Here is a 24,128-nt window from a genome sequence, read left to right as displayed (position 1 = left end):
TCCTTATTAACCAGCCTCAAATTAAGGGAATTACCTTCCAAGCAATTAGAAGAAAAACGATTTCTAAAATGTAACTGATAAAGACAGTGGGATTTAGCAACCCGTCCCAAATATAACCTTTACGTTTGGGAACTGTAACCCGTTTCAATGAATAACTCCAGCTATTAAAGATGGCAGGCCCTCTAAATTTGCAGGTTTCTAAAAGAATGGTTTCAATTTCACTTACGCGGGGATAAAAGCCACGCTGAAAATGCTTCCACTGACTCTCTAAAACCCAAAAAAAGATTGGAATGGCGCAGCCAAGTAAAGCAATAAGGCTCTTATTCTGTTGCAGTGCAAACAAAATCACGGCACCAGTTCCAGTGATACCAAGCGCTTTAATTGCCCAAATCTGCTTATTGTAGTCTTCAATGGTGTTTTGCAGGAAAAAATATTCCTGCTTCAATAACTCAAGCTCAAAATTATCCAAGTTATTAGCCTGAGAAGCGGTAGAAGGTTGAGAATCAGACATCAGCCTTACAGTAATAACACTTAGTACCTATAACATATTACTTGAGAAAACTCATATAAGTACTCACGCGAAATTATTTATGTAATTGCAAGCGAAGCGTAGACACGAAGTGGCTTCTCGTTCGACGAAGTCGTTCCCGAAGCGTAGAGTAGCAATCCCAAAACCCTTGCGATTGCTTCACTTCACTTCGTTTCGTACCCTGCGGGAAGGCGTTCCGCCAACGCAATGACAAATGTATATTTAATTTTGCACAACTACTTACATCTATAATTGTTCTGTTACATTAAGATTTATGTTACATACCTTTGACACATCAAGAAAAACGTAATTAATAATGGCTTATTACTTCAACAAAATGCGCAGTCTTTGAGCATCATGGATTGCATGACCATCGGGGTCATTGTTGAAGTACACATAAACGTCAATTTCCTGGTTTAAAAATGAACGGATATGTTCAGCCCATATAGATAACTCGTCATCGCTATAACCAACGTTCCATTGCCCGCTGTGCATCCGAATATAAGTCCAAGAGCTAGTCAAACAAATATCAAGGGGAATTGTTGGGCTAACAGGTAAGCAAATGGCTACACCTACACTTTTTAATAACTTATAAACTTCAGGAATTAGCCAACTAGAATGACGGAATTCAACTGTAAATCTTTGTTGTGGATAGGTTTGTAATAATTCTACAAAAGGTTGAAGACGCTCAATATTAATATGCCAAGTATGAGGAAATTGAAATAAAATCGGCCCTAGTTTTTCTTGTAAGCCAGATGCACGTTCCATTAAGCGATATAGCGGCTCTATCGGGTCTTTTAACTTTTTCATGTGGGTGAGATAGCGGCTACCCTTGACAGCAAACATAAAGTTAGATGGTGTTTGCTCGTGCCAAGTTTCAAATACAGATCGCTCTGGCAATCGATAAAAAGAAAAGTTAATTTCTACACTAGAAAAGTGTTGAGCGTAAAATGATAGTTGCTGTTCATTAGGGAAATGTGGCGGATAGAAAATATCCATCCAATGTTTATAAACCCAACCACTCGTGCCGATTTGCAGCTTACTCATTTAGTTGCCTTAATGATATTATTCTTTTGTAAACCACCAAGCCCAAGCAACTAATTAGGCGTGATTTGTATTTTCCCAATTCAACGCCACTTACCAACTAACACATAGGGTGCCCAAAAAGCTGGGCGGCTGTAATTAGGATACTTTTGCAATAAAGTCACCTGAGCACGACGCAAAGCTTCTGCTTTCGTTACTTTGATTTTAGTTAACTCACGGTAGAACTCACCAATCAAGATAGCAGTGGATTTATCATTAATATGCCACAGCGAAGCTAAAGTACTACGTGCTCCTGCCTTCACTGATGCACCTGCCAGCCCTAAGGTAGCGCGATTATCGCCAGTGGCGGTTTGGCAAGCACTCAAAACCAGCATTTCTAAGCTTTGTGTTTGAGTTTCATCTCGACGGCGCAATAAACTATCAAACTGCGTAACGTTAATTGGCCCATCAGCAGCAAGTATAAAAGTATTTTCGGGACGGGAGCTAAATTGACCATGAGTCGCCATATGTAATATGTTAAACGGCGTGGCATTCACCTTAGTCTCTAGATTCTTACTATTGAATTCCCGATCTAATAATTGAGTGGTAGTCACTCCTGCTTGAGAAATCAAACTGAATTCCGACTTAATTTCTGGTAATGGGGGAAATTGCCCTTGAAACTCTTGTGGCGGTTGCACTAAACCAGCAGCTAATACGTTAAGTTTTGTTTGTGCCAAAGGCTTGGATTCGATCAATTGCAATCCCAAGCTGAGAGCAACTGCGTACTTTTCCACTAAATATTGCCGACCATCATATAGAGCAGCTATTGGCACATTTCGTAAGGCTCCATCTAGTACAAATACCAGAGTATCGACTTTACTATTTTTTAAATCAGACTCAATGGGTTTGATTAACCAGTTATATACTTGTTGAGATAGCAATTCTACTTCCTCAGTTCTGTCTGGTTCGAGGATATACTCTCGGATTTGCTTGAGGATATTTTCTACCTCAGCTTGTGATATTTTAATTGCATAATGGCGTAGGGATTGTTTAGGAATTTTGACAATTACGTCTAGTTGCTGGGGCAGAATAATTGGATAAATAATCGTTGTTGTAGGATTTTCTTGGTCTACTACTGTATCAAGCAGAACAGTTTTGGCATTGATGCAAGCTTCTCGGAAGAAGTCGTCTAATTCTGCTAGTTGCAGTGCTTCCATCCTTTGCCTAGCTTTGTCTAAATTTTGTTCGCTGCGATTAGTTTGGTAGGACTGCAATAACAGTTCTACTGATTCTCGATAAACAGGTTCTACACTTTCACGGAAGGAAAACTGCACATCACGATTGACAGCTACCAAATCGCTGCGGAGAGTCTGCAACTCATCAACTGCCCTATCATAAGCAGCGATTGCACTTTGAATATTTCCCTGCTGTTTCAATAAGCGCCCTAACTGCCAATGCCAACGATAAGCAATATCTGGCGCGTTGATAGTTTGAGCTATGTTAAGCGCCTGCTGGGTAAGCTCTTGAGCAGTAGTCCATTGCCGAGTTTGTTCGTAAACGCTGCCCAAAGTGCCCAAGGCAAAACTTAAAGCTCGTCGATCTGCTAAATCTCTGGCTTGTTGCACGGCGTTAGCGCAGATTTTAGCTATTACTTGGGGCGTTGGTTCCTCTAACTTCAGCAAGCTTTGCGCAAGATGAATGCGAGCATAGATAGTTGCAATCGACGGCCGTAAATTAGCAAGTTGAGTCTGAATCTGAGGAAATAATTGTTGTGCTGCTGTTACTTGTCCTTTGTTAACAAGCAAACTCAACTGATTAATTTGAGCTTGAACTTTGGTAATGGGGCTAGGTGCTACAGCAGCAGCTTGTTGATAAAATGTGATCGCATCTGGTAAATCTTCCTGTACTCGTGCCGTATTACCTAAACTAAACAACGCTGCACTCACATTTTCAGGAGACTGTAATTTTTCGGCAATTTTGAGACTTTGCTGCAATACCTGACGAGATTGCTGCAAATTGCCAGCTAGTTGCAATGCATCCCCAAGCGATCGTAATTCTATAACTTTAGTTATCGAGTTTGGTTGTGACTGTAACTGCTGCTGTAATTGAGTTAATAACGTCAAACCCCGACGATAAAATCCTAAAACTTGCCATGCTTGCGCTTGATTGATGCGACTGTGGGTAATACCATTGCGATCGCCTAATTGTTGATAAATTGCTTCCGCACGTTGCCAAGTTTCCAGCGCCTGTTGATTTTGCCCAAAGTCTAATTGAATACCACCTTGAATATCTAAAATTTGCGCCAGAATCTTACCGACTTTTGTTGGATTCTTTTCAAGCAATTTCAGGCTCTCAGTAATTTCCTGCTGTGCTTGTGTTATATTACCCAGTTTTTGATATGCTAATGCCAAATTACTTAATGCTACAGCTTGCCGTAATTCATCGCCTTGGCTGCGGAAATTTGCCACTGCTTGTTGCAATATCTGCACAGATTCTGCAAATCGCCCAGCATCATACAGTGCTTTACCTTGTGCTAGCAAATCAGGCGTTTGGATAGACTTCTCTCTCTGCAAAGGTTTGGCAGTGGCAGGAGTATCAAAAACACACACAAAAGCTGTCACCAATACCAGAAAGATGAACATCTGGTGAGAGATGGTGCGGTAATATGTTTTGCTGCTGCGTTTCATCTTCTTGGTTTCAGGTTACAAAAATGCTGTGAATGCGATCGCAAACTTCTTAACTTCATGGTAGGGAAGGCTTAGATTACCAAATAGCATCGCATTCGCTGTACTCGCTACAAACGAACCACTGACATCTAAACTTGCGTTCTTGCCAAAAATAATTCCACTAGGATTATTTTTGTACTGCTGGTTTTTAGCCATAGGCTACTCTCTTTTCCAACAGTTTTTAAATTCAGTTTAAAGGTAAACACAAATGCAAAACGTTAAGAAATCTAAATCATGCTGTTTAAAACCGCAAAATTTCTTGGTCATAATCATCAGGTAAGGGTTGTGTTTCCCAAATCAATCCTTCTCCTGACTCTAAAATTACTTCTACATACAGTGAATCGACAGGAGTTATTGCCGTATCTTGATTATTTTCAAAAGGTTGTAAGTCTTCGGTTAGCAATCGCAGTGACAACCCCACAGGAATTTGGCTGCTAGGAATTGTACTTCGTAATTCAAAGCGCCAAATATGGTCTTCAGATGCGCCACTAGGGAAAATACATAATTCGTATGTATTACCAGCAATAATTATTTGGCGAGACAATCCAAGAACTGATTCTCTACTCCTCATTCCTGCTGGCGCTAAAACAAATTCCCTTTTTCCCCATCCCAACTGTTGAGCTAAATTTGTTACTTCTGTCTGTAACCAATGGGGAATTGATTGTTGTTCTGGTAAGCCTTGACGGCGATCGCATAATCTTTGTCGCCAGCCTCCATGTACCAGCAATGCAGCCCAAAGGGAAAACGGTACAGCTAAACGCGGAAATTTAACATCCGCATTGCCTAACCGTTCTAATAAGTTTTCTGTTTGAGTTTTCGCAATTGGCGCTAGCGGTGCAATCTCTGCACGTAAGGCTTCTTTTGAATGAAGTTGGCGACTCACCCACAGCACATTAATATCGGCAATTAAGTCTTCTACTTCTAGGCTGTAAGTACGGTCAACTGCATCATAAACGCCTTTAGTTTTCAATTTTTGATGGGTAGTGTAGCCAAAAATTTTTATCCAACCATCATCAGGATTTACCTGTACTGCCACATAATAGTCAGCAGCCCACTCCGGAATATCTACCCATTCTTGAGGCACCCGCAACTCATCATCATCAATTGCTAGGGTGGGAATTAATACCAGGCGAGATTTATGGAAACTAATAGCAGTACCATTAACTACTTCCCAAAAACTTGGTAAAACAGCAGCATTAGGATAAATCTTAGCTTCGGGTGCAATTTCTTCTCGGAACCAAGGTAAAAATGCTTGCAAACAAAGTTGATTGATCCAAGCGCGCCGATCAGCACCAGCAGTTGAGTAGTTTCGTTCTTGCACTTGGGGAGATGGAGGAATTTCCAAGTACAATTGGTATGATTCAATGGGGAATGGGGTAGATGCGTTAAACATAATGGGCAATGGGTATAGGGCAGTGGGCATGGGGCATCGATGACTATTTATCCCCCTTGTCTCCCTTCTGATATTTAAGTTTGAGCCATTCCTCTAAGCTGGTGTTTATGGCATCTATTACGTCTGATTTAGGGGAAATATGCAAGGTGTTTTGACTCCACTGAGTGAGAGTCAGCAGCAATGATTTTTTAATGCTGCTCAAACGACGGGAAACATTGTATTGCTTGATGTTTAACTGCTTAGCAATTTCTTGTTGGGTGAGTTGCTCAACGTAGTAAGCTTGCAAGAGTTTTTGTGACTCAGCATCCAAAGCTGCGATCGCTTTTTGTAATACTTGGTTTAATTGAGTTTGCTGTGTACGTAGGTTGGCTGCTTCTTCCTGCTCAATGATTTCTGTAAGTAGAGAAGTTTGCACATCAGCAGGCAATATATCTAATAAATTAGTATTTTCTTGGTCTTTTAGGGGTGCGTCTGCGGAAACAACTTGAGGATAAAGGAAAGTGCGGGCAGTTTTAGCAGCAGATAAGAGCCACTGTTCTATAGTTTGCTCGTTAACTGCGGGGGTAGGTGAACTTAATTGGCTCAAACGTTGGGCATTGTAAAGGTTAGTTATAGCCTGCAAAGTTACCGCATTTGGTTTAGTCAGCTGGCGAATTTTGGTGTTGTCACTTGTATAGAGTTCTTTAAAACATTCCCAGGCTAGAACGTAACTCTCGATGCTTGGAGCGTTAAAACCTGTATTTTGTAATGATTTTATTAATCGTTTCCGACTGAGTTTATACAATATTGCCCAGTCTGAGCAAATATCAGCTTCTTGGCGTAAGCGCATCACATCCTTGAGAATTCGCTCAAAAGCCAACTCTGCATAGCCTTTTAAATAGGAACTGTATTGAGGATTGAAACTTTTTAAGATTTTGGGGACACTAGCGATCGCCATTTGAAAACAGTCAGCTACAGACGACTGCGTGGGAAAGTTGAGGGCAAATTTTCGTGCAACCCAATAGCACACTTCTTGTAAATAAGCAGAAATATGACCCACTGCTAAAGAACTGGGTTGTTTGTGCCATACTTTATACCAGTAAATTGCCCAAAAGGTATCCGATTCCTGTGTTGAAGATTGTTTCAGGCAACTTTCCATACTGCGTCTTAATTTAGAGTCAGTTGCCCAACGGTTAAATTGGTCTGCCTCAAATTGCACAAACGTAGAAAAGATGTCAACAATGGCCTGTCGGGTTTGCATGGAAAACTCGCCGCTGTTTGAACCATAGCCGATTTTAATTATAAAGCCATGCAACCAAAAGCATAAACCCAATTCCTTACTGTATAAGGACTTTATAGATTTTGCCAAAGTTTTTGCAGCATGAGTGCATAAAAACTGAAAGTCATCGTAAAGAGTGTCAGCAGAGAAATTCACATATCAAGTACTTCTAATAAGTGCAATATCAGTGAATGAAAACTGTTATAAATACACAATGTTTGTGTAAAAAAATAAATTAGATGTATCAAATATTTTCTATATAAGAGATATTGAACATCTAATATCAAGTTCATCTTCAAAAGATGTCTTTTCCAGAAAATTAACTCAAATACAATCAAGGAGAAAAATATGTCAAATATCACTTCTACTTCGGCTATTCTTGCTCAAGAACAACTTTTTACCGAATTAACTCCAGAAGAAGGTTCTGATATTCAAGGAGGTGCCAAATTTGAATTAATCGGTATTGACGTAGAAAAAGCTGCATCGCAATACAATCTTTATATCAACTTTAATAGTAAAAGACTCTTTGGTGTTAAAACAGTGTATCGTGGTTACTACGAAGTCGGAACAAGTGAAGATTTCGACGTCGCAGGACGGTTGATGGTCTGGGATAAAGATTATGGGTGGCATAAGGACGATGTTCTAGCAAGTCAAGCCATATTCAATACACCAGGAGAACACCATTTGGATGTTCAAGGAGATGGATATAAATATCGGCTAGATTACAGGATTACTTAATTAGAAGTGGGCTAAAGACATTAAAGCATAACTCTTCTCTTCTTTCCCTATTTAAGGGTTTTGAGCCAAATAAACAAAACTCTCAAATGACAAAATAAACGCTAAATCAAGTCGGGGCTTTCTGCCCCGATATTTCTGCATCAGGATTTTTCAGGTTTTTTGCCAAATTTTCGCTTCTTCAGTGCATAAATACTAAAAGTCATCGTAAAGAGTCAGAGCAGAGAAGTTCACTTAGTAAGTATCAGAAAATAACACTGATTTGAATTTCTAAGTTTACATTGTCCTGTCTCAGTTTAAATTGAAGATTTAATACCAATTTAAATAATGTTTGCAAAACATAAATTCTTCGTAAGAGCACAACATTGTTGTGCCCTACCCATCTGTCGCATTCTTTTTTCAAGTTCGTATAACAACTCAATTAATTCGGGTCAAATGACCTAACTTTATTCACTCCCCAATAATTGCAGCAGAATATGAAATACCAAAGTGTACTACAACACAGCGAAGAAGACTGCGGAGCTGCTTGTCTTGCCACTATTGCCAAATATCACGGACGTACCTTTGCCTTGAATCGCGTTAGAGAAGCTGTTGGTACTGGTGCGCGTGGAACTTCTTTACTCGGTTTATGTCGGGGTGGCGAAGTATTAGGGTTTAATACTCGTCAAGTCAAAGCTAATCCTCAACTTATCGATCGCTTAAATGAAATTCCCTTACCAGCGATTATTCATTGGAAAGGCTACCACTGGGTAGTTTTATACGGAAAAAATCGTAATAAATACGTAATTGCCGACCCTGGTGTAGGGATTCGTTATCTTAGCCGTCAAGAATTAATGGCTGGTTGGGGTAATGGTGTAATGTTACTTTTAACTCCCGACGAAAGCCGCTTTTATCAACAAGAATCCGATAAAATTGGCGGACTTGGGCGTTATATCCAAAGGGTTTGGCCTTATCGTTTTATTCTCGCCCAAGCGATCGCTATCAACATTGCCATTGGGCTACTTTCGCTCACATCTCCTTTTATGATGCAATTGTTGACAGATGATGTATTGGTGCGAGGAGATACCCAACTACTCACCACCGTAGCGATTGGCGTTATCGCCATGAACTTAATTAGAAGTGCTATTAGCTTAGTCCAGTCTCACCTCATTGGTCACTTCGGTCAAAAATTGCAATTAGGGCTAATTCTAGAATATGGGCGCAAACTCCTACATTTACCTCTGTCATACTTTGAAGGACGAAGAAGTGGGGAAGTAGTCAGTCGCATTAGTGATGTTCATGCCATCAATACTCTAGTTTCGCAAATTGTCCTCGGATTACCCAGTCAATTATTTATCGCTTTAGCCTCTTTGAGCTTTATGCTCTTTTACAGCGTACAATTGACTATCGCTTCCATCGTCGCTTTTGTAATTGTCACAGCTGTTAGTTTGCTGTTTCTCCCAGCAATGCGCCAGAAAACCCGCAACTCGATTGTTTTAGGAACAGAAAACCAAGGCTTTCTAGTAGAAACATTTCGCGGTGTTCAAGTGCTAAAAACTACCCAAGCTACTCCCCAAGCTTGGCAAGAGTATCAAGGCAATTACGGTCGCCTTGCTAATCTAGGCTGGAGCATGATGAAATTAGGACTTTATAGCAGCACAGTTATTAGTATTCTTTCTACTTTCATTAATATTGGCATCCTCTGGTTTGGTAGCTATTTAGTAATTAATCAAACTTTAACTATTGGGCAATTGATGGCTTATAACGGCATGAGTGGTAATTTTCTCGGCTTTCTCAGTTCTGTAATTGGATTAGCAGATGAATTTATCACCGCCCAAATTGTCATTCAACGCCTCACAGAAGTGATTGACGCTACCCCAGAAGACGAAAACGACTTTAAAAAACCTTGGGCAGAAATTCCGGGAAATGTAGAGATTACCTGTACTCAACTCAACTTTCATCATGCAGGTAGAGTTGATTTATTGCAAGATTTTTCCTTAACTATAAATGGTGGTCAAGTAATTGCTTTCATTGGTAAATCTGGTTGTGGTAAAAGTACCCTAGCCAAGCTTATTACTGGTTTATATCAAGTGCAGTCAGGTAATATTCGCTATGGTATTTATAATCAGCAAGACCTCTCTTTAGAATGTCTGCGACAACAGGTAATTCTTGTTCCCCAAGAACCTCATTTTTGGAGTCGTTCAATAATTGATAATTTCCGCTTTAGTTATCCCAATATTAGTTTTGAAGATATTGTTCGGGCTTGTCAAATTGCTGGGGCTGATGAATTTATCAGCAAATTACCAGATAAATATCAAACTGTTTTAGGAGAATTTGGCGCAAATCTTTCCGGTGGGCAACGACAAAGATTAGCAATAGCCAGAGCAATCGTTACTGACCCACCCATCCTAATTTTAGATGAATCAACAGGCGCTCTTGACCCTGTAAGCGAAGCACAAGTACTCGATAAATTGTTTTACTATCGTCAAGGTAAAACCACTATTTTAATTAGTCACCGTCCGAAAGTAATTCAGCGAGCAGATTGGATTGTACTTTTAGAACAAGGATGCTTAAAAATTCAAGGTACACCAGAAGATTTGCGACAAATTCAAGGTGAACATTTAGACTTTTTAGACGACTTTATCCCATTACAGAAAAATTTAGCGATCGCATCTTCTCCTGCTCATCGTAATGGTAAATCTCACATTATTAAATAATTTGTCATTTCTCCCCACACTTCCCACACTCCCTTCTCTAGAACATTATGGTTAGCAACACCAAATTCCTCCCCCAAGTCCAGACTAACGAATTTATCCCTCCAATTAATCGTTGGACTACTTATGGGGGAATGGTTATTCTCTGCGGTATGAGTTTAGCTATCCCAATTGCGTCTGTGACTAAATATAAGGTCACAATTAAAGCACAAGCGGTTGTGCGTCCGGTGGGTGAATTGCGAATTGTGCAAGCAGCAACTGAAGGTCAGGTTATGCAGATTTATGTGAAAGAAAATCAGGAAGTGAAAAAAGGTGATGCGGTTGCTACTATTGATGATTCCCGCCTGCAAACGAAAAAAAGTCAACTGCAAACTAATATCCAGCAAGCTAAATTGCAATTAGTGCAAATCAACGCGCAAATTCATGCCCTAATTAACCAGATTAGCGCGGAAACTGACCGCATTAACCGCGCGATCGCATCTGCTAAAGCCGAATTGAGTGGCCGCGATCGCGAGTATCGAGATAAAAAAATTACCACTGTTTCCGAACTCCAAGAAGCAGATGCCAATATAAGAATGGCTCAGGACGAATTACAGGCCGCGATCGCGCAGTTAAAATCAACACAAGCAAATTTCCGCGCTAGCCAAGCGGCTTGGGGTGCAGCTAAGTCCAAACAAAACCGCTATCAAAGCGTAGCCCAACAAGGTGCGCTGTCTCAGGATCAACTGGAAGAAGCCCAACTAATTGCGCAACAGCAAGAACAAGCAGTAGCAGTGCAAACAGCCGCAGTAGAGGTACAAAAACAAACCATCAAGCGACTTAAACAAGCAGTAGCCGCCGCTATAGCCAGAAGACAAAGAGCGATCGCTGCCCTTAATCCTAGCAATACCAACGTAGCTATTGCTACAGAACGCATTGCTCAAGAAACAGCCTCTGGGGAAAGTAACAAAGCAACCTTAGAAAAAGAACGCCAAGCTCTAGTTAAGCAAAGAATTGACATAGAAAAACAGCTAGAGCGCGATACCAGCGAACTCAAGCAAATAGAACTCGACTTACAACAAGCTACCATCACAGCCACCGCCGATGGGATCATCTCCCAACTCAATCTCCGCAATCCCGGACAAACCCTACGGGCTGGCGAAGAAGTAGTGCAAATTGTCCCCAGCCATGCACCTCAGATAATTAAAGCAGCAGTGCCATCGGAAGATAAAAATAAATTAAAAATCGGTCAAAAAGTGCAAATGCGGGTTGGTGCTTGCCCTTATCCAGATTACGGAACTCTCAACGGGAAAGTGCAAGCAATTTCTCCAGATGCAATGACTCCGCAAAAAAATAACAATGCATCTACTGCTAACACAGCAGCTACTCCGCAAGCAGCAATGGCTGGTAGTTTCTATGAAGTTACCATAGAGCCAGAAAATCTGATTTTAGGTAAAGGTAAACATCAGTGCCACATTCAATTGGGAATGGACGGTAGGGCAGATATCATATCCCGCGAAGAAACTGTACTGCAATTCTTCCTCAGGAAAGCGCGACTGATTGCAGATTTATAGATGATAGTCGTCCACCGAAAAGGAAGCTGATGAAGCTACTGGTACAGGAGGTAGCGACGGATGCACAGCCATTTCTAGCAGGAGATCATAGCTTTTGGTCACGACTAGAAGCGAGAACAATCAGGGAAAGAACTTTTCATGGGGACACAAGAGGGAGCATAAGCATCGCACAAAGCTACAGTACTGTAGCCTGGATACCAGAGGCGGATGGCAGTTATACCATTTCACTTTAAGAATGATACATATCGGCTAGCAGAGGAAGCAGAGGAGCAGAGGAAGTAATTTGTATCAATAATTTCGTGAATTGGTATTAGGCATTGCCATTGAGACATGAACGGATAACCAGCTTTGAAACTCCAACTAGTAAAGCATTATTTCAACCACAGATCATCTCTGAAAAAGAGGTGGCAAGATGAGAGTTGAACATTAGGAGCATTCAGACGATTCACATCTTTAAACAGGATTTTTACTTATGTCAGGCTCAATAGACTACCAGTATCAGTTAAGTCAAGAGTATTGCCAACCATCGCCACGTCAAACTATTTGCCAAGACTGTGTTTTTTCTAGCAAAGTAGCAGGAGCGATGGAATGTACTCACCCTGAAGAGTTTGAGGTTAATTGTTCTACCATTATTTTCTGTAATTCATTCCAACCTGCACAGGAAATTGAAAGTCCTTGTGTGTCCTTCGATTATGAGGAAAAATAGCGACTGCTCTGCCTGATATTTCAAAATTATGATTTACTGAATCTTTTTTAATTTGGCGCAAAACAATTAGTGGAGATTCAAAACCGCCACTAATTAATACTGAATTCTGAATTCAAAAGCCAGAATTCAGAATAAATTGTATTTATTTACTTTTATCTTGACTGTAGTGTCAAATAAATGGCAGCATCCCATTAAATGTTAACTTCAGCTAGATACGTGAGTAGCGAAAACGAATCCTGAGCAGGCGTAACCAACGCAACCAAATCAGTGAAGGTTGCTCAAAAAAAGTAAAAATATCCCCAAAACCCTGGTTAGTTTTTTGATGGTGTAACCAATGTCTCTCAGGAGTAGTGATAAAGAAAATCTGACACAAAATAGTTACAGGCTTTGGAGTTTGCCAATCCAAAACACTAATGTGTCTCCACCAAACATGAACCTGACCCAAAAGTAGTCCAGAAATTACACCGATTGGGGAGAAAGACCACAAAATTACTGCCATTACTAAATAAGGCAAAGCACCCAGAATACCATCTAATAAAACCTGGGTATTTAACGTCAAAATAGCATAATGGCGGAAGTCTTTTTTCCAAGAATGGTGCGTTTTCAGGTGGAGGCTACCAAAAACATGCTCGGGTACATGGTAAACGAAGGTTGAAAGGAAATCACCAAAAAATAATAATAGCCAAGCAACAGCGATAGCCTCAAGCATTTGTACTCCTCACATCTAATTAAGAAAACTCCAAAGAAAAAAATGCAGATGTTATGCATTAGATGTAGACGCTACGAACACTGGCTATAAAAAGATAACCATCTGTTCTATCTTTTTTTTGCACAGTGCTACTGAGGAAACCCTGCAACGCAGCGTCCTCTAACTTTTTTTATTTATAAACTTCGTAGGTCCACACTCTACTTGCTTTGCTCAGAATATAAACAATTTAAAAAGTTTTATGCTCTGAATCTAATGCCTTGAAACTATTGCACAGCAACTTGCAAGAGCCTCTCATCTGGACTTTAGCTCTGGGTTGATGAAATAAATACATCTAAACTCCAATCGGGATACCGTATTTTAGCATATTGACTTCACAATCTTCTTATTAAGGCTTACAGGATTAGCAAAGGTTGAGTTAAAATCGGTACAAATTTAGGTTAAGGCGTTTTGGGAAATTTTTCAGTCTAGTAGAAACAGGAATTCTGCTAAACTACAAAAGGCTTTCAACTATGGTTAAGCCAAATAGAATAAGAGTTGAAAATGAGAAAATATAGACTCTAAATTCAAAGCAGTGTATCTGAATTAGAATCTTAAATACAAAAATTTGCTTACAGGTAAATTTATTCGGACTTTAAATTTAATTTGTAAATTTAAATTTGAAAATCAAATTATAATTAAAATTTGGTTAATAAAAATCGATGCATATCGAACTTACTAATTGCTCTGATCGCGAATTCATAGTTGAATTCAACGCGACGGTATCGGTGAATTGGAGAATTTCTGATGATTGTGGGAGCTAAATCCGCAATCAAGGCAGACTTAATTGCAATTCTTAAGCCAAACATTGCAGAGATCAATAGGAATACAGTGGTATTCTGTAAGTGCTAGGTCGAAGTAAAGTATATATAGGCTCTTCAATTCTGAATTATTCCTACACTTTATCCTTCGCTGGTGGTACAATCCCAAACTTATTTAGATCGCGATCAATGTCCTTGAGGATTTTAAAATCCTCTTGCGGCAAGGGATAACCGCTACTATTAAACAAGCCAGCACTCACAGCTGGTTGCTGTTCTAAGAAAGAAAATGCTTGGCGAAACTGATATGGCTCAGCTTTGATTGGTGAGTCAAAGTGGCAAGGAATAATCCACTGAAAATCCCAACTTGCTATATTATTAGCCCAATCGATAGTTTCCTTTGGTGCGCGGTTGAGAATGAGAGTCTGTAATATCGGCGCTACAAATATACGGCCATCGCCGCGCAAAGCCTCAAATGAACGCTGCCAATCTTGCTGCCATTTGAAAGGAAACAACCCAAAATAAGCTTTTTTAGAACGTTCTGGTGCTTTAATAGCATCACGTAATACTTGACTTAATCCAATCACCTCCAACACGCTTGGCTGAAAGTACAAAGCAAATAGTGAGATGCGTTGCCATCCCTTACGGCGATTTGCCTGATTATCTGCGACGATTTCACAGGCATTCTCCTTGGCATGAAATAGTAAAGGATATGGATCTAATTGAACGATCGCAGGCGGTTCTTCTGGTACAGAAATTACTGAATCTGTCACTAACAAAGTATGCGATCGCTTGTGAAAAAATGCCACTTCCGCAAACCTACCCGGGCCCAAGTCTATAGGGCCGAGGATTGCATAGTCAAACTCGTCTACAAAGGGCGCTATTTTGCTATCTTCTGGAAGTATTTGAGTTCTTTTTGAGGGTAAACCAAGCCAGCTGAGCGGCAGATTTAGCGGAAAACTCCACTGGCTGGGAGCGACAAAGATTTGTGCTTTGGGAAAGAATCTGGCAAAGGGACCAACGAAGACTTTATGTTCTAGTCCAGAAATAGTTGGCAGAATAATGTACTTGACTTCACCGTGTTCTGCGACCAATTCATTGACTAACCGGATACATTCTGGGGTTGGTGCAACAGGAGCGTAAACCAGAAGTCCCCCAGCCTCTAGTTTGACAACGGTCATGCGAATGGGCACGACAACATAAAATATGCCCTGCATTTGGTCAAAAGTCCAGACTGTATCCTTAACTACTTCTTTGCGGATTGTCCGCCTCCTGCCGTATGGGTAGAGTGGCAAAGTAAACCAAAAGAACCATGAAAAGTCCCTTGGATCGATCCGTTCAATGTTGCCTGTACGTTCCTCTTGAGCCACTTTGCGAACCCCTCCGCATTCCCAATGCTCTATTTGCTCTCCAAAAGTTGGAGTTTAACAAATTGTTGAGCCAATAACTTAGTTCTAATCAAAATTCTAGTCTCTGACGACCAACAAATGAGGGAATTAGAATACTCACATTTTTAGTAAAGCAATATCTTAAGAAAGATGAACACATTCGCGATTGGACAGTAACATAGCTTCCAAGTACTAAATTATTTAGTGTATTTATTTTTGCTGACATTGCCCGTATTCCTCACAAAATTCTCAACTTTTGCTTTTATAACTGCAAATGTAACAGGCAGGAGTTAAGAAGGCGCTAAATTTCTTGATGTTCAGTCTAATTTAGGCTAATAACTATAATTCATGGAGAGTTGCAATGATTCGCTTACTAGTTAGCGTTCTAGTTTTTGTGATCAATATAATTTACCGCGATCGCCCTTATCCTCGCTTCTATGTCTTAGAAACCGTGGCGCGAGTACCTTACTTTTCTTATCTCTCGGTTTTACACCTCTACGAAACTCTGGGATTTTGGCGCAAAGCTGATTGGCTCAAGGTTCACTTTGCAGAATCTTGGAATGAATTGCACCATCTGTTGATTATGGAATCTTTGGGAGGTGCAGCATTTTGGGGCGATCGCTTTTTAGCGAAAACAACTGCATTAGTTTACTACTGGATCATTGTAGCGTTGTATATGATTTCTCCTCGTTCTGCCTATCATTTTATGGAATTGGTTGAAGAGCACGCTTACAGTAGCTATCACAAATTCCTCACAGCCCATGAGACAGAGTTGAAGACACAACCTGCACCTGAGATAGCAATAGGTTACTACCGTAACGGAGACCTTTATTTGTTTGATGAATTCCAAACATCTCATACACCAGCCGAACGCCGTCCTACAATTGACAATCTCTATGATGTATTTGTGGCAATTCGAGATGATGAGATGGAGCATGTAAAAACTATGGTCGCTTGTCAAAAAACTAATGCTCAATTTTCATTCAAGAGTCCACATAGCATCGACGCCGAACCAGTAATGTTAGAAAAATCTGCGGTTAGTAATCCTGAAGTGTTATCTACTCAATAAAATAAACATCTAAATCAAGTGAAATTCTAAAAATACCTATAAATCTATAGGAATCTGATTTGATTATTGAGAAAATCTATATGCATTTCAAAATTTAAGTATCAATCCTATATTTGATGTAGCTGCTTGCCAATCTCAAAATTTTTAGGTAGGTTCCTAATATTAGTTAGATATTAGGAGCCTACCTAAATTTGTATAGTATTGAGCTTTGTTTTTTGCTTGATACTCAAGCAACGTAGACGCTTATAGGCTTGTCAACAAAGGATTATTGAAAATTTTCCTAGGTTGTCATAGCTGTTTTAACTTCTTCTTCTAATTTACCTTTAGTTGTTAAAAACTCTTTCCCCAGTTCAGCTAGCTGCTGCTCGCTCATACAGTCAGATATAGCTTTAAAAATTTGACTTTCTTCTTCTTCTACGTGATGTTTAACTGCTTTCTTTAGTTCCTGAATTTTTGTTTTAAACTCTGAATCAGTTGGTTTCAGAGACTTAATTTCTTCTAAAAGAATTTTAGCCTCTTCGTGTTCGGCTTCAGCTTCTTCAATATATTGTTTAGTCTCTTCATACTCCTGCATTGCTGGATAAAAGACTAACTCTTCAGATCTAGTATGTAATGTCAATGCTTTATATATTTCATTAAAGCACTCATATAATTGATTGGTATTCGCCTTTTCTGCCTCTGCAAATAGTTTTTCAACTTGGCGATGCTCTGTTTCAATCAAAGACAGAATATTTTGTGTTTGAGATTTAGCCATTTATCGCTCCTTGGAACAATTCTTTTGTTTAGCGCTGGTAATGCTAAGCACTGCAAAATTAAATTTATAAACATTTAAATCAAAATCAGTTTTGAGTGAGATTTTAATTTACTAGTTCAATTAAATAAAATGCTCAATAAAAAAGATGGTTCAATTTGCATCTAATTGAACAATAAAAAGGGCAAAACAATCTAAATTCTCCAATTTAAATTTTTACTAACCTAAAATAAATAAACCTCTGTCCAGAGATATAAACTGATTTTCGTAAATACTCACATTAGATATGATTGGCGACAGTAACAACAAGATTTTTTACTTAAATCTATCTACATTTATGTTATAAATCTTAAAATTAACAATACTTTTGAAATACTACAGCTTAATTCTTAAAGTAGAGGAGAGAGGTAACCATAAATACATATACTACTATTTACCAAGCAATAATTTTATAAGCCCCTAGTCTTAGACCTGCTAGGAGCTTTTTCTTAAAATTTCTATTAAATTTTTATTCATAAAATTAACGGTCTATATCAAAAGGCATAGTATTGTTCATATTCCTCTTTGGATATATGGATAAATAATTCTTATGGCAGATTGGTTATTGATAGGGAAATTGATAATCTTAAGTTGTTCGAGAAAAACGTTTGTCAATAACAAAAATGAACATTATTGCTTGGCTCGTTTTAGGTCTAATAGCTGGTGCGATCGCAAAGGCTATTTATCCCGGTCATCAAGGTGGTGGAATTCTCGGAACCATTTTGTTGGGAATTATCGGTGCTTTTATTGGCGGTAGTTTAGGTGTATTCTTTACTACGGGAACCTTGGCATTAACTGCTCCTACTCTCAGCATTACTGGTATCATAGTCGCGGTTATTGGCGCGATCATTGCTGTTTTTCTGTGGAATTTGTTAAACCGCGGCAGTACTGTCTAAAAAATAAGCTTGTAAATCCATTATGAGTAAAAATCAGGGAGTTTATGTAAATATTATTTATCCCTGAAATTAAATGGAAATATATAGCGCCTGCCTAATTAAAGGTAGGCGCTATTATTAATTATGTGAAAATTGAAAACTCCAGATATCTGACTATCTGACTTCTCTAAGAAGGCGGATATTTTTTATTAGCTAAGTAAGCCGACACAAATAAACCAAACTATGTAAAAGAATGTAAAACACCCAAAATCCTTGCGATTGCTACCCTGCGGGAACAACTTCGTCGAACGAGAAGCCGCTAGCCTGCGGCAACGCTCCGCGTAGCTTGCTTCTCCGAAGGAGTACGCGTCTACGTGTCTACATTCCACTTCGTTAGACTCGCAATGACGTACCTTGAAATTTTTACGCCAACTTACTTAGTGCTTTAGGAATTACTTTATTTTCTCAACCTGACTTCTCATTAGCCTTTGCACGCTCACCAAAGCTCGATTCAATTCATAATTATGCCTATCTGGATTTTGCAGATAAGCCTGCTGTTCCTCCTCAATCATCTTCACATCTTGAACTACTAAACCATCAAGTAGTTTCTGTGCTGCACCAAATAAACTATCCTTGACAAAGCGCCGAAACCACACAGGTAATTTATGTAACCGCCAAAATGCATTTAATGATGTGAAATGAACTAAATAAGCTTTTGTTTGCGTTTCATTGACTGGACAAAGCAGACAGTAAATTTTAAAATCTTGTCCCAATCTTGAAGCCCAATGGGGATAGATATAACTCACATCCAAAGGTTCAGGATGCAACCGCCGCAAAGCCGGAAAAAATAATTGGGATATAGACCAAATTTTATCGATTTTATAATAACTTTGTGCTGTATAATGGGCATCCACACGGGTAGCATCTTCATCAATATCTTGTAAAGCTGCTTCCGCCCAAGCTTGCAAATCCTGATGTAAATGTCCGTGATACATATCCATCAGGTTTTCAATTAAATAGGAATAATGAGCATTACAATTAATAACTGAAACAGTGGCAATGTAATTGAGATGTTCCCACTCTGGTAAACCCAGAGGTTCTACCGATGGTGATTCATTTCCAGGGAATAGCCAGATAAAACCGTTTTGTTCTTTTACCAGGTAGCGACGGATTTTACAACTGGGTAGTTTCTGATTTTCTGCTAGGTAGGGAACTGCTGCACATTCACCGGATGAATCGAAGCGCCATCCATGATAAGCACATTCTAAGTTATTACCAACGACTTGCCCATGACTGAGTTTAACTTGGCGGTGGGGACAACGGTCTTCTAAAGCATGGATTGTGCCTGTACTATCTCGATAAAGAGCGATCGCCTGCTGCCAAAGTACCACACCCACAGGTGTCTTAGTCACTTCACTACTACGAGCAACCACATACCAGTGATTGGGGTTGATACCCAACTGACGGACATCACGACTTTGCACAGCTTGAGAAATAGAGGACATAGAATCGCGTATTCTTGTAGGCGTCTAAAGTCAATTTGACATGGCTCAAGATCAGACTATCACTTTAGAAGCTAAAACTAACTGCGTCTACAAGCTATAAAGTATGTGTAGATAAATCAGTAACCATATTCAGCAAAAAATCTGTATGACAAACTACCAAGAAACCCTACCAAGCAACCCACTCGTCAATGAGTTACTCGTAGAAACAGCAAGCATTAACCATGTGGAGGTCATTGAAAATGTCATCGACAGTCTAGAACAAGATGACAGTGCGATGGTTAGCCACAATTCAGATGGTAATTTTCTCTGGAAGTTTAAATATGGCAGTGTAGAAGTATTTGTCCAACTTAGTGGTACAAGTGATGAAGATACCATTACAGTTTGGTCTGTGGTGCTAAAGTTACCTGCTAAAGATGAACCCAGATTATTACGGCATTTATTGGAGATGAACTGTACTAGCACCTTGGAAGCTCGATTTGGGATTATTGACAACCAAGTTGTGGTCATATCGACACGCACTTTAGCAGAGTTATCTCCTGGCGAAGTCTCCCGAGTAATTACCATCGTGGCCACGATCGCCGATAATAACGATGAAGCTTTACAGTCTGAGTTTGGTGCAGCTTGAAGAATTTGAGATTGGAGTTTGCTTTATCGGATGCATAGCAAGCAGTGGCGACTAATTCCTTTGCTAGAAGCTGCTGGCAATGTGCAAATGGCAATTGATGGCTGGTTGCTAGCACAGCACCAGTCTGGAAAACATCCCCCAACTCTGCGGTTTTATACTTGGTCGCCACCCGCTATTTCCTTGGGCTATCATCAACGCCAATACCCAGAATTTTGGCAACATATTATTTGGCAAGGTCAAAAACTGGATGTGGTCAGGCGTCCTACTGGTGGACGGGCAGTATTACACCAAGGTGATTTAACTTACACTGTTGTCACATCTGGACTGAATGGCGCTCGCCTCCAAGCTTACCAACAAATTTGTGAGTTTTTGATTCAAGGTTGGCGATCGCTTGGCGTTAAATTGGAATACGGTACAGCTGGGCGAGGCTATATTCACAACCCTAACTGTTTTGGTACTGCTACAGGTGCAGATTTAGTTTTACCCGATGGAGCAAAACTCATTGGTAGCGCTCAACTGCGACGTGCTGGGGCAATTTTGCAACATGGTTCTATGCGGTTAAACCAAGATGCTGAACTATTTGCCCAGGTATTCGGTGCAGAATCTTGGACACAGGTGCAACTACCTCAAAGCCTCAGTGTAGAAATAATTATTACAGCTTTGATGGCTGCTGCTAGTTATTGTTTTGAGATTGAGTTAGTTGTTAAACCGCTATCTAAAACAGAATGGGAGGATATTTTGGGGTAAACATCTGTGGTTCCTTTTATTGCTATTCGATGTTTGCAAGCAGTTTAATACCATGTCCGCTAAATTACTTGTGATATGTCATTGCGAGTGTAACGAAGCAATCACAACGCCTCTGCGATTGCTTCGCTACCCTACCCTGCGGGAACCCTCTTCGAGGGAACGGGAACGCTTTCAGCGAACGCTCGCAATGACAAGTGTTTAACCGGACATGAGATAATACCATTTCTATCTGAACATGCCTTTAATAAGGAGTTTCTTCCAAATAGCCTACTGTTACACAATCATCAATTAATTGCAGCACAAAAGGCCAGAGTTCTGGTGCGCCTGTTTCTACAGGTGCTACCCGTTTCATAACTTGGTCGCGTCTGATACCATGAATGCGCCAAGTTCCACCTTTTGTTCGCTGATTGTGCAGTAGAGGTTGTATCCGGTCTAGAGATGCGGCAAACTTAGCAGTGGGTGTTTCTTGTGCTTCAAACTCATCCCACAGTGAACGCAACTCAGTACCTATATCTGTTGGCAAAATTCCAAATAGCCGCGATGCTGCTTGTAATTCTTTCTCTGCTTTACTGTAATTAGCCTGCACATCGTAACAGAAGGTATCACCTGCATCAATTTCCACCAAATCATGAATTAGTAGCATTTTGATAGCGTGGAATATATCAACTTCTATTGGTGCATATTCTGCTAATGTCATTGCCATCACTGCCAAATGCCAAGAGTGTTCTGCACTGTTTTCTTGGCGCGACCCGTCGATGAGCAGGGTTTGACGCAGCACTTGCTTCAGGCGATCGATTTCAATGATGAATTGAATTTGTTGCGTCAGTCTGTTGCTTTGCACGATGATTTCTCAACTACTACCCTATTCAGCTTAACGGCTCGGCAATTTTTAGGTGCAATTTCTATGACTGAATTAGCTTTTCGGTATGTAGATATCGAAGCTCTAGATTTGCCCGTAACCACAAATCTGCTATTGACCAAATCCAAAAATTATGAGTAGCTTCCGCAAAATTTTCTTGTTTATGTGTGACAATTGCGTGTAGTTGGCGCTTGCTAACACAAACCAGTTCAACAGCAGATTCAAAGTCTTGTAAAGGTGATGATCTTGCTTGTTGTAAAATACTATTATCAATTGGGCAAATTTGGATTTTTTCTTGTAACCAATTAACTACTAGCTCTGCAATTTGAGTGTTTTGGAGGCAGCTAAGATAATTGTAGATTTTTTGCCAACCTACATCTGTAATATATATTTGAATTACAGGATGTATTATATCTAATAGCTTGCCAACATCTTCTACACAGTTGTTGCGATTCATTAAAGCTTCTAATATTAAATCAGCATCAACTAAAATTTTGAGCACTTTTAACCCCTATTACTTAATGATAAATTTAGTGCCATAAACAAGCTGATACGCATTGATTAGAGTATATCTCATTTTGTAAAAGAGATTTTTCAATAGCGCTTTAATTGTAATGACGAAAACTTATTTTTTAAGTTCCAAGATTAGATAAGCAAATTTAGCAAAATAAATCGCAAAAATTTATTATAAACCACATCTATTTTAAGAACCATAATTTTAAAATTAGTGGGAGCATCTTGCTCCCTACTCTTCGTAACGGGCTTTCCGTCCCGCACTACTCCAGGTTTCAAAATTGACGAGGTTTAGGTAAAATTTACATTACATGATGATAATTTTCGATAGCCATACAATGCCAATAAATTTAGTTTGTATCTTTCAATAGTAAATAGAATAGTTGTCCATTACTAACTGTGACACCAGCGCGATCGCCTGCTAATTTCCCAGTACCTAAAAAATAATCAACTCTACCAGGGCCTTTAATCGCACCGCCAGTATCTTGATCGAGTACGTAACGGCTCACAATCCGATGCTCTAATTTACCAGTATCATCGGCAAAGGGAATAGCAGCCCGAATTAGTGCTAAAGCACCAGGAGGCATTAGGGATTTATCTGTAGCAATTGAACGTTCTGCTGTTAGCGGTTGACTAATAGAACCTTGTGCTGGCGTGCCTTGAGTTTCTTGAAAAAACACAAAGCTGGGATCGCGAGGAATATAAATATTTAATTCCTGTGGATGTTTTTGAAAGTAATCGAGGATAACTGGCATAGTCATTCCCTCTAAAGGCAATTTGCCATCATTCGCCAGTTCCCGCCCTATGCTTTTGTAGTTATAAGCAGTATTACCCGCATAACCAATACTTGTCTGAGTACCATCAGTCAGTTGCAGCCTTGCAGAACCTTCAATTTGCACCATATACGGTTCCAGGCGATCGCGCAACCAAAATAACTCTAAGCCTCGCAGTTTACCTTTTGCCGCTTGTAAACCATCTGCGCCTTCTAGTTCCAGGCGCGTAGGATGAGGTAAACTCCACGAGTCTAAATCTGGAGGTGCTTTGTAAACAGGATAGCGGTATTCTGCTGTAGGCACACGACTAGCAGCATACATTGGTTCGTAATAGGCGGTGAACAAAACAGAACCTTTGCTATCTTTACCAATCGATTGGTAATACACAAACTCCTTGGCGATCGCGCTATTGAGTGCGGCGGCAGAATTGGTATTGAGTAACAGTTGGCGGAATCTAATCAAACTTTTGTAAACGCGCTCGCGCGTGACCCCAGAAACGTGATAGCTCTTGTAAACAGTATCCGCCCTAGGAGTTTGTAGGTATCGCAGACTGCGATCGATGGACGTTAACAGCGCTTTTTTATCCGCTAGTTGATTATTCTCACCCCCATACAGTGCCTCATCTACACAAGAGCGATCGTTCTGACAACAAGTAACTGGTAACCTTTTGATCAGTACTGGGATTTTTTGTTGGGAACTGCTGGCCAATGATACTGGTATATCCCATTTTTTTACCTGACATTCTGGCGAACTGAGTTCTCGATGCCCCGAATATGGCATCCGTACCAAGAAAATTACCAGAACAACAGGTAGGCTGATGGTAATAGCAGCAAGTTTTGTTCTCATCCAATTCCTCGTTTCCCGT

At 39.9% G+C, this 24,128-nt stretch carries 21 protein-coding genes; 8 read left to right on the top strand and 13 right to left on the bottom strand.

The features are described 5' to 3' along the window. Positions 1 to 16: 16 nt before the first annotated feature. From BV375_RS18570 to BV375_RS18545, 6 genes are all read right to left on the bottom strand, one after another. Entirely contained in the window at positions 17 to 511 is a 495-nt protein-coding gene (locus tag BV375_RS18570) for a hypothetical protein (RefSeq protein ID WP_086762982.1), read from the bottom strand. A 342-nt stretch (positions 512 to 853) separates the two neighbouring features. Continuing rightward, positions 854 to 1,576, bottom strand: coding sequence for a DUF72 domain-containing protein (locus BV375_RS18565; RefSeq protein ID WP_086762980.1), 723 nt, complete (start codon positions 1,574 to 1,576; stop codon positions 854 to 856). Positions 1,577 to 1,656: 80 nt separating this feature from the next. Continuing rightward, positions 1,657 to 4,239, bottom strand: coding sequence for a CHAT domain-containing protein (locus BV375_RS18560; RefSeq protein ID WP_086762978.1), 2,583 nt, complete (start codon positions 4,237 to 4,239; stop codon positions 1,657 to 1,659). A 15-nt stretch (positions 4,240 to 4,254) separates the two neighbouring features. After that, positions 4,255 to 4,434 carry a hypothetical protein gene (locus tag BV375_RS18555; protein ID WP_086762976.1) on the bottom strand — a complete coding sequence of 60 codons (180 nt, stop codon included), beginning with the start codon at positions 4,432 to 4,434 and terminating at the stop codon, positions 4,255 to 4,257. Positions 4,435 to 4,519: 85 nt separating this feature from the next. Continuing rightward, positions 4,520 to 5,671, bottom strand: coding sequence for a DUF1822 family protein (locus BV375_RS18550; RefSeq protein ID WP_086763004.1), 1,152 nt, complete (start codon positions 5,669 to 5,671; stop codon positions 4,520 to 4,522). Positions 5,672 to 5,714: 43 nt separating this feature from the next. Continuing rightward, entirely contained in the window at positions 5,715 to 6,911 is a 1,197-nt protein-coding gene (locus BV375_RS18545) for a sigma-70 family RNA polymerase sigma factor (RefSeq protein WP_086763002.1), read from the bottom strand. Between the two features lie 366 nt (positions 6,912 to 7,277). On the opposite strand from BV375_RS18545, the gene BV375_RS18540 reads away from it, so the two are divergent. From BV375_RS18540 to BV375_RS18520, 4 genes are all read left to right on the top strand, one after another. Next, on the top strand, positions 7,278 to 7,667 hold the full coding sequence (locus BV375_RS18540; protein ID WP_086762974.1) for a hypothetical protein: 390 nt from the start codon (positions 7,278 to 7,280) through the stop codon (positions 7,665 to 7,667). A 473-nt stretch (positions 7,668 to 8,140) separates the two neighbouring features. After that, on the top strand, positions 8,141 to 10,360 hold the full coding sequence (locus BV375_RS18535; protein ID WP_086762972.1) for a peptidase domain-containing ABC transporter: 2,220 nt from the start codon (positions 8,141 to 8,143) through the stop codon (positions 10,358 to 10,360). Between the two features lie 47 nt (positions 10,361 to 10,407). Further along, entirely contained in the window at positions 10,408 to 11,910 is a 1,503-nt protein-coding gene (locus BV375_RS18530; RefSeq protein WP_086762970.1) for an HlyD family efflux transporter periplasmic adaptor subunit, read from the top strand. Positions 11,911 to 12,382: 472 nt separating this feature from the next. Beyond that, positions 12,383 to 12,616, top strand: coding sequence for a hypothetical protein (locus BV375_RS18520; protein ID WP_086762966.1), 234 nt, complete (start codon positions 12,383 to 12,385; stop codon positions 12,614 to 12,616). 208 nt (positions 12,617 to 12,824) lie between these two features. On the opposite strand, the gene BV375_RS18515 is transcribed toward BV375_RS18520, so the two are convergent. Both BV375_RS18515 and BV375_RS18510 read right to left on the bottom strand, forming a co-directional pair. After that, positions 12,825 to 13,325: a sterol desaturase family protein gene (locus BV375_RS18515; protein ID WP_086762964.1), complete on the bottom strand. Its 501-nt coding sequence runs from the start codon at positions 13,323 to 13,325 to the stop codon at positions 12,825 to 12,827. A gap of 931 nt (positions 13,326 to 14,256) precedes the next feature. After that, a complete protein-coding gene (locus BV375_RS18510) occupies positions 14,257 to 15,489 on the bottom strand; it encodes a DUF4336 domain-containing protein (protein WP_086762962.1) in 1,233 nt (410 codons plus the stop codon). Between the two features lie 379 nt (positions 15,490 to 15,868). On the opposite strand from BV375_RS18510, the gene BV375_RS18505 reads away from it, so the two are divergent. Further along, complete coding sequence (locus BV375_RS18505) at positions 15,869 to 16,576, top strand: alternative oxidase (RefSeq protein ID WP_086762960.1); 708 nt, start codon at positions 15,869 to 15,871, stop codon at positions 16,574 to 16,576. Positions 16,577 to 16,856: 280 nt separating this feature from the next. Here the strand turns inward: BV375_RS18505 and BV375_RS18500 are convergent, their stop codons facing one another. Next, on the bottom strand, positions 16,857 to 17,330 hold the full coding sequence (locus BV375_RS18500; RefSeq protein ID WP_086762958.1) for a hemerythrin domain-containing protein: 474 nt from the start codon (positions 17,328 to 17,330) through the stop codon (positions 16,857 to 16,859). A gap of 659 nt (positions 17,331 to 17,989) precedes the next feature. Between BV375_RS18500 and BV375_RS18495 the strand changes: the two genes are divergently transcribed. Beyond that, positions 17,990 to 18,262, top strand: a complete 273-nt coding sequence (locus tag BV375_RS18495) for a GlsB/YeaQ/YmgE family stress response membrane protein (RefSeq protein ID WP_086762956.1) — start codon at positions 17,990 to 17,992, stop codon at positions 18,260 to 18,262. 431 nt (positions 18,263 to 18,693) lie between these two features. Here BV375_RS18495 and BV375_RS18490 read toward each other — a convergent pair whose 3' ends face one another. Then, a complete protein-coding gene (locus BV375_RS18490; RefSeq protein ID WP_086762955.1) occupies positions 18,694 to 19,746 on the bottom strand; it encodes an aromatic ring-hydroxylating dioxygenase subunit alpha in 1,053 nt (350 codons plus the stop codon). A 145-nt stretch (positions 19,747 to 19,891) separates the two neighbouring features. Between BV375_RS18490 and BV375_RS18485 the strand changes: the two genes are divergently transcribed. Then, positions 19,892 to 20,371: a YbjN domain-containing protein gene (locus tag BV375_RS18485; RefSeq protein WP_086762953.1), complete on the top strand. Its 480-nt coding sequence runs from the start codon at positions 19,892 to 19,894 to the stop codon at positions 20,369 to 20,371. Positions 20,372 to 20,401: 30 nt separating this feature from the next. Next, a complete protein-coding gene (locus tag BV375_RS18480) occupies positions 20,402 to 21,118 on the top strand; it encodes a biotin/lipoate A/B protein ligase family protein (protein ID WP_086762951.1) in 717 nt (238 codons plus the stop codon). A 241-nt stretch (positions 21,119 to 21,359) separates the two neighbouring features. Here BV375_RS18480 and BV375_RS18475 read toward each other — a convergent pair whose 3' ends face one another. The 3 genes from BV375_RS18475 to BV375_RS18465 all read right to left on the bottom strand — a co-directional run bounded on the left by BV375_RS18475 (position 21,360) and on the right by BV375_RS18465 (position 24,109). Continuing rightward, the gene (locus BV375_RS18475; RefSeq protein ID WP_086762949.1) at positions 21,360 to 21,959 is read right to left on the bottom strand and encodes an HD domain-containing protein; all 600 of its coding nucleotides are present in this window, start codon (positions 21,957 to 21,959) and stop codon (positions 21,360 to 21,362) included. A 61-nt stretch (positions 21,960 to 22,020) separates the two neighbouring features. Beyond that, positions 22,021 to 22,479, bottom strand: a complete 459-nt coding sequence (locus tag BV375_RS18470; protein WP_086762947.1) for a PIN domain-containing protein — start codon at positions 22,477 to 22,479, stop codon at positions 22,021 to 22,023. A gap of 361 nt (positions 22,480 to 22,840) precedes the next feature. Then, entirely contained in the window at positions 22,841 to 24,109 is a 1,269-nt protein-coding gene (locus tag BV375_RS18465; protein WP_086763000.1) for a murein transglycosylase A, read from the bottom strand. Positions 24,110 to 24,128: the final 19 nt, after the last annotated feature.

The sequence above is a fragment of the Nostoc sp. 106C genome (assembly GCF_002154725.1).
GTDB lineage: Bacteria > Cyanobacteriota > Cyanobacteriia > Cyanobacteriales > Nostocaceae > Aulosira.
This window is presented reverse-complemented; position numbering and strand designations above follow the sequence as displayed.